4 protein-coding genes are annotated in these 7,408 nt (G+C 70.6%); 1 reads left to right on the forward strand and 3 read right to left on the reverse strand.

From position 1 onward, the window contains the following. Positions 1 to 7 precede the first annotated feature (7 nt). From ACNQOV_RS15585 to ACNQOV_RS15595, 3 genes are all read right to left on the reverse strand, one after another. Positions 8 to 1,441: a mechanosensitive ion channel domain-containing protein gene (locus tag ACNQOV_RS15585; RefSeq protein WP_416395641.1), complete on the reverse strand. Its 1,434-nt coding sequence runs from the start codon at positions 1,439 to 1,441 to the stop codon at positions 8 to 10. Beyond that, positions 1,438 to 3,663, reverse strand: coding sequence for an adenylate/guanylate cyclase domain-containing protein (locus tag ACNQOV_RS15590; RefSeq protein ID WP_416395643.1), 2,226 nt, complete (start codon positions 3,661 to 3,663; stop codon positions 1,438 to 1,440). The genes ACNQOV_RS15585 and ACNQOV_RS15590 overlap by 4 nt, the downstream gene beginning before the upstream one ends. Before the next feature lie 118 nt (positions 3,664 to 3,781). After that, entirely contained in the window at positions 3,782 to 5,662 is a 1,881-nt protein-coding gene (locus ACNQOV_RS15595) for an ABC transporter ATP-binding protein (protein WP_416395647.1), read from the reverse strand. Positions 5,663 to 5,798: 136 nt separating this feature from the next. Here ACNQOV_RS15595 and ACNQOV_RS15600 point away from each other — a divergent pair, with 136 nt between their 5' ends. Beyond that, positions 5,799 to 7,223 carry an amino acid permease gene (locus ACNQOV_RS15600; RefSeq protein WP_416395645.1) on the forward strand — a complete coding sequence of 475 codons (1,425 nt, stop codon included), beginning with the start codon at positions 5,799 to 5,801 and terminating at the stop codon, positions 7,221 to 7,223. The last annotated feature ends 185 nt before the right edge of the window (positions 7,224 to 7,408 follow it).

Here is a 7,408-nt window from a genome sequence, read left to right on the forward strand (position 1 = left end):
GCCGAGTCTAGGCGGCGGACACCGTCTTCTGCTGGGATGCGACGTGCGCGGACACGGCGGTCGAGACCTCCTGCCGACGCCGGTCGATGACCTCGCCCATGTCCTTCGCGAGCGCCGGTGTGCTGCGCACGATCTGGTCGAGCGCGGTGGCGGGTACGACCAGCACCGCGACCTCGGTGCGGGCCGTGGCGGAGGTGAGCAGCGCCTCCCGGGTCAGCGCCGTCTGCCCGAGGTAGTCGCCGGCCTCGACGCGGGACGTCGGCAACTCGGCGTCCTCGAACGGGACCCGCAGGTCCACGCTGCCGGACAGGACGAAGCGCACGGCGTCCGGCACCGATCCCGCCGACACGATCGTCTCGCCGGCCGCGTACCGCTCCAGTCGGACGAGCGACGCGAGGGCCGCGCCGTCGTCGCCCGTCAGGTACAGCGTCGGAGCGATCGAGGCGAGGGCCGCGTCGCGGCGCTCGTCGGTGGTGAAGTCGTCCGTGGTGTCGCCGTCGAGACCGAGGCCCGCGCGACGGGCCGCGTACCAGAGCCACATCCGGAACTGGGCGAGCGCGTCGCCCTCCTGGGACGGGCCGCGCACCTCGAACGAGACGGTGTACGACGCGCCGCCGGACGGCACCGCCACCGGCTGCGTGCCGGGGTACCGCTGCGGCAGGCCCGACGCGACCCGCTGCAGCAGCGCGACCACCGCTGCCGGCGGGTCGTCCGTCGTGAACGTGACCTCCGTCGAGACCGGGAACGTGCCTCCCGTGCGACTGAGGTTCGTGAACGACGCCCCCGCCAACGAGGAGTTCGGCATGATGAGGATGCCCGCCCCGGTGTCGATGTGCACCGACCGCCAGTTCACCTCGACGACCCGCCCGCGCACGCCGCCGGCGTCCAGCCAGTCCCCCAACCGGAAGGGCTGCTCGAACAGCAGGAAGAGGCCGGCGATGACCGGACCCACCGCGGACTGCAGGGCGAGGCCGATGACGAGCGACCCGACGCCGAGCGCGGTGAAGATCCCACCGACGTCGGCGCCCCAGACGATCTTGAACACGAGTGCCAGGCCGAGCGCGATGAGCACGATGCGGGCGATGTCGACGAAGATCGACGGGATCTTCTCGCGCCAGGACCCCTTGCGGGCGTTCGTGAACAGGACGATGTTCAGGCCGTTCAGCACGAACACGATCACCAGGAACCCGAGCACCGTGCCGATGACCTGGTTCACGACGGGCTTGCCCGGGTCGACCGCGTCGGTGACCTGCACGGACAGGACGAGGATCGCGATGATCGGCACCACGGCGTTCCGGAGCAGACCGATCACCTTGTGCAGCGGGTTGCCGCGACGCTCGAGGTTCGACTGCAGCTCGGTCAGGACGAGCAGCAGCAGCGGCAGCCCGACGATGACACTGATCGCCGGCCAGAACCACGGCTGCTCCCAGAACGCGGTCACGACGACGCTCCGGTGCCCTCGAGCTTCCAGACCCGCTGCGGTCCGGCCTTCGTCTGCACCTCGCCGACGTCCTGTACGCCGCCGCGATCGCCGAGCTTGTCGACCACCCGCTTCGTCGCGTAGACACCCGGCGCGGGAGCGATCCCCTGCACCCGGTACGCCAGGCTCACGGCGTCGCCCCACATGTCGTAGACGATGCTCGACCGGCCGACGAGACCACTCGTGACCTGCCCCGTGTCGATGCCGGCGCGCAGGCCGATCCTCGACCCGTGCTGCGCGTTGAACCGTTCGAGCACGCCCTGCGCCTCGGCCGCCCAGTCGACGACCCGACGGACGTTGTCCACGCGCGGCACGCTCAGGCCGCAGCTGGCGAGGTACCCACTCCGCGTCGTGCGGACCCGTTCGACGCCGTGCCGGGTGGCGGCCTCGTCGAGGGAGCGCCAGACGTCGTTGACGAGCGAGAGCGACTCCTCGGCGGTGAGGCCCGCCGCGAACTCGTCGATGCCGATGATGTCCGCGTAGACCACGGCGACGTCCTGGTGGTCGGCCGCGATGGTCTCGTCGCCCTGCTTGTACCGCCGGGCGACCTCCTCCGGCATCAGGGTCAGGAGCAGGGTGTCGTTCTGCCGCCGCTGCTCGTCGAGCAGGTCCTGCTTCACCTGCAGGCTCCGGCTCATGTCGTTGAACGCGAGACCGAGGTCGCCGATCTCGTCACCCGCCTTCGTCTGCACCTCGACGCCGAGGTCGCCGGAGGACACCCGGTTCACGGCGGTCTGCAGCCGTCGGATCGGGCGGACGAACACCTGCGCCAGCAGCAGGGAGAGCAGGCTGACGAGGACGATGATGCCGACGAGCGCAAGGGCGATGTTCCGGGCGAACTCGTTCACCGGAGCGAACGCCTCGGACGTGTCCATCTGCGCGACGACGACCCACCGCAGGCCGTCCACCTCGAGCGGGGCGTACGCGGCGAGCACCTCCTTGCCGCGGTAGTCGTTCGCGATCACGGTGCCGGACTTCCCCTGCAGCGCCCGCGTCACCGGTGTGGTGTTCACCTCCTGCAGCAGCACCGACCCCTTGACCTGCACCTGCCGCGCCGCGGTCGACGGGGCCGTCCCCGCGGCGACGACGTCCCGCCGGTACTCCTCCGGGTGCTGGAGCAGCTGCCGGGGGTACGAGCGCATCAGGTGGTCCGCACCGACGAGGTACGACTCCCCGGTGTCACCGAGACCGTCGGCCTTCCACTGCTCGTTGCCCGTCATGACCTGGGTGATGAGGTCGACCGGCACCTGCACCGCCATCACGCCGATGATCCTGCCGTCCTCGCCCACCGGCGACATCACCCACAGCGTCGGGACGTTGAGGCTCGGTACGTACCGCGCGAAGTCCGTCACCACGAAGTCGTCCGAACTCGTCAGCTGCAGGGCCTGCTGGTACCCGGCCGCGAGGTTCGAGTCACGGTACGGCCCGCGTTCGAGGTCCGTGCCGAGGTCCGCTCCGGAGTACGCCGAGTACACCACGTCCCCGTCGGTGTTCATGAGCAGCAGGTCCTCGTACCCGGCGGACTCGACCGCCTGCTTGAAGTACGGCTGGTACTCGGCGTGCGCGGCCGACCAGGCGCTGCCGTCACCGGCGTCGTCCTGGTCGATGGCCTTGTCGTAGTCGGTGAACGGTGCGGTGTAGCGCGCCTGGAGGTAAGCCTGCGGATCCTCGGTCGGCGCGAACTGGTCGGGGTTCGCGGTGCCGCCGTTGCGCTCGTCGAGCTGGGGGACGAAGGAGTCGCGGTACCAGCCCTCGACCTTCGTGTGGTCCGCGTCGGACACCGGCCGCGACTGCAGCTCGTCCCACCCGGACTCGAAGGCCTTCGTCGCACCGATCACGCTCGCGTTCCGGGTCTGCGCGACGACCGTCTGGGTGAACTGCCCGAACGAGCGCTTCAGCTCGGTGATCCTCGCCTCGCGCAGCGACGTGACCTGGTTGAGCGCGGCCGCCTCGAGCGAGCTCCGCCCGTTCAGGTAGCCGACGACGCCCACGACCAGGGCGGCCACGATGCTCACCGCCAGGAGCATCACGAGCAGCTTCGACTGGATGTCCAGGGAGCCGCTCGTCAGGAAGGCACGGAACTTGCCGGTCCTGCGGGGCGCGTCCTCGACGACGCGTGGTCCGTCGGGTTCGATCGGGCCCGTCGGCGGGATGGGGTCGGAGGTCGGTGGGACTGCGGTCACGTCGGACTCCGCTCAGGGACGAGGTGCGCTGGCAGGTGGTCCTATCCACAGCTACCACGCGAGCATCGTTCATGTCAGCCGCGTCGTCCGGAAACTGTCGATGCCGTCGTCCGCGAGGTCAGCTGCCGACCGTGTCCGCGGGGGCGTTCTGCTGGTGGTGCAGCATCGCGTAGGTGCCGTCCCGCTCCAGGAGTTCCTCGTGCGTGCCCCGCTCGACGATCTGTCCGTGGTCGAGCACGAAGATGACGTCGGCGTCGCGGATGGTCGAGAGCCGGTGCGCGATCGAGACCGTCGTGCGACCGGCGGCGGCGTTGTCGAGCGCGGCCTGGACCACCCGCTCGGAGATCGAGTCGAGCGCACTCGTCGCCTCGTCGAGGACCAGCACCGGCGGGTCCTTCAGCAGCACCCGCGCGATGGCGATCCGCTGCTTCTCGCCGCCGGACAGCCGGTAGCCCCGCTCCCCGACGATGGTCTCGTACCCGTCCGGGAACGAGGCGATCGTCTCGTGGATGTTCGCCGCCCGGGCCGCCCGCTCGATCTCGTCGTCGGTCGCGTCCGGCTTCGCGTAGCGGAGGTTGTCGCCGATCGAGGCGTGGAAGAGGTAGGTCTCCTGGCTGACGATCCCGACGTGCCGCATGAGGTCCTCGTGCTCGAGGTCGCGGACGTCCTGCCCGGCGAACCGGACGGACCCCGCGGTCGCCTCGTACAGGCGCGGGACGAGGTAGGACACGGTCGTCTTGCCGGCACCGGACGGCCCGACGAACGCCGCGAACTGGCCGGGTTGCAGTTCGAACGAGACCCCGCGGAGCGTCGGCTTGTCCGCTTCGCCGTCGGGGTAGGTGAAGGTCACGTCGTCGAACGCGACGTGACCGACCCGGGACTCGTCGACCCGCTTCGCCGTCGGCGAGTCCGTGATCGCCGGTGTGAGGTCGAGGTACTCGAAGATGCGCGCGAACAGCGCACCGCTGGTCTGGAGGTCGAGGACCACGCGGAGGAGCCCGACCGTCGGGAAGAGCAACCGCGACTGCACGGTCGTGAAGGCCACGATCGTGCCGGCCGTGATCGGGACGTCGCCGACGATGAGGTACGCGGCGACGACGTAGATGATCGCGGGGATGATCGACAGGAAGATCGACACGATCGCGAAGAACCACTGGCCGGACATCTGCTGGCGGACCTGCAGACGGATCTGGTTGCGGTTCTCGTCGCCGTAGCGCTTCGTCTCGGCACGCTGCTGGTTGAAGCTCTTCGCGAGCAGGATGCCCGAGACGCTCAGCGCCTCCTGGGTGATTGCGGTCATGTCCGACAGCGACTCCTGCGTCTGCGCGGCGATCTTGGCGCGGACCTGGCCGACGCGGCGCTGCGCGATGACGAGCAGCGGCAGCAGGACCACCGCGACGAGGGTCATCTGCCAGCTCAGCAGCAGCATCGCCACGATCGCGGCGATGACGGTCACGGTGTTCCCGAGCACGGACGAGATCGTGTTGTTCAGCACGCTCGCGACGCCACCGACGTCGTTCTGCAGGCGCGACTGGATCACACCGGTCTTCGTGCGGGTGAAGAAGGCGAGCTCCATCCGCTGGAGGTGCCCGAACAGTCGCATGCGCATCGAGCCCATGACCTTGTTGCCGACCGTCGCGGTCAGGTAGGTCTGCCAGACCCCGAGGCCGGCGCTCGCGATCCACAGGGCCACCATGGCACCGACGAGGACGTACAGCACGGGCAGGTCCGGCCCGCCGCCGCCCTTCGGGAACAGCCCCTCGTCGAACGCCCGCTGGGTGAGCAGCGGCGGGATCACCGAGATCGCGGCGCCGACGAGCACCAGCACGACGGTCAGGACGATCGCGTTCCGGTGCGGCACGAACAGCCCGGCGATGCGCTGCAGCAGGTGCGGGATCTTCGGCGCCTCGGCGTTGGCGGCCTTCTGCGCGTCGAAGTCGCCACTCGAGATCCGCCCGCCGCCGCGCGGTCCGCCGCCACCGCGCATGCCGCCGTGCATGCTCACGGTGCGTCGCCTCGGTCCATGGTGCAAACCTAGCCCCGGGGTCGGACATCGCGTCCCCGTCGCTCATTTGACCCCGTTCAGGGTGCATGCGACCATTTCCCGTCCCCTTCCCCGCACCACTCGAGGTCCCATGACGTCCGCGCCCACCCGCCCCACGTCCCTCCGCGCACAGCTCGCACGTCGGAAGCCGATCGAGCAGCTGCAGGCCGAGGCCTCGGCGGGGGTGGACGGCGAGCCGCTCCGCCGATCGCTCGGGGTCTGGCACCTCACGATGATCAGCGTCGGTGCGACGCTCGGGACGGGCATCCTGGTCGTCCTCGGGACCGCGGTGCCGCTCGCCGGCCCCGCCGTGTGGATCTCGTTCGTGGTCGCCGGTGTCGCCGCGCTGCTCTCGGCGCTGTCCTACGCCGAGATGGCCGGGGCCGTGCCGACGTCGGGGTCGAGCTACTCGTACACCTACGCGACGATGGGCGAGGGCATCGCCTGGATCTGCGGGTGGTGCCTCGTGCTCGAGTACGCGGTGTCGGTCGCCGCCGTGGCCGTCGGTGCGAGCGAGTACGTCGACGAGACCCTGCGGGTGTTCGGGCTGCACCTGCCCGCGGCGCTGTCGGCACCTCCGGGCGAGGGCGGCGTGGTCAACCTGCCGGCGGCCGTCCTGGTGCTGCTCGCCACGGCGATCCTGCTGCCGGGAGCCCGCGAGAGCGCCTGGGTGAACACGGTCATGGTCATCGTGAAGATCGCGCTGCTCGTGTTCTTCGTCGTCGTGGCGTTCTCGGCGTTCCGGTCGCAGAACTTCGAGCCCCTCGCGCCGATGGGTGCGGCCGGGGTCACCGCCGCCGCGTCCCGGCTGTTCTTCTCGTACATCGGGTTCGACGCCGCCTCGACCGCCGGGGAAGAGGCGAAGAACCCCCGCCGCGACCTCCCCCGCGCCATCATCGGGTCGATCGCCCTCATCACGGCGCTCTACATCCTCGTGGCGATCGCGGCCATCGGCGCCCGCTCGTGGACGTCGTTCTCGTCGACCGAGGCGTCACTCGTCCGCATCGTCGTCGACGTCACCGGGCAGCCGTGGGTCGCGCTCGTGTTCTCGATCGGTGCCGTCGTCGCGATCGCGAGCGTCGTGCTCACCGTCCTCTACGGGCAGACCCGCATCCTGCTGACGATGGCCCGCGACGGACTCGTGCCGAAGGTGTTCGGCCGGGTGTCGCACCGCACCGGCACCCCCGTCTGGAACACGCTCATCATCGGGCTCGTCGTGACGGTGGTCGCCGCGCTGGTCCCGCTCGGGGAGCTCGCCGACGCCACGAGCATCGGAACGCTCGTGGCGTTCGCCCTCGTGAACGTGTCGGTCATCGTGCTCCGTCGCACCCAGCCGTCGCTCGAGCGCTCGTACCGCGTCCCGCTGTTCCCAGTCGTGCCGATCCTCGGGGCGCTCTGCTGCGTGCTGCTCGCGGTGTTCCTCGGCGTCGGCACGTGGATCGCCTTCGGCATCTGGATGATCGCCGGCGCCGTGCTCTACCTGGCCTACGGCCGCCGCCACAGCACCCTGCGCTGACGCGGCGCGCGCCCACGCCCACGCCCGCGCTGCACCCGCGGCCGCGGCGGTCGGGCGCTGCCCGAGACTCGGCTCCGCGGCCACATTCGCCGCCCCCGGGGCCCGCAAGTGTGCCCCCCCCCCCGGCGCCGGCAACCCCCACACCCCCCAGGGCACCCCCGGCCCGCCCCACCCCGGGCCCAGGC

Origin of the sequence: Curtobacterium sp. LFS084 (genome assembly GCF_047977705.1) — a bacterium.
In the GTDB taxonomy this organism is placed as follows: Bacteria; Actinomycetota; Actinomycetes; order Actinomycetales; family Microbacteriaceae; genus Curtobacterium.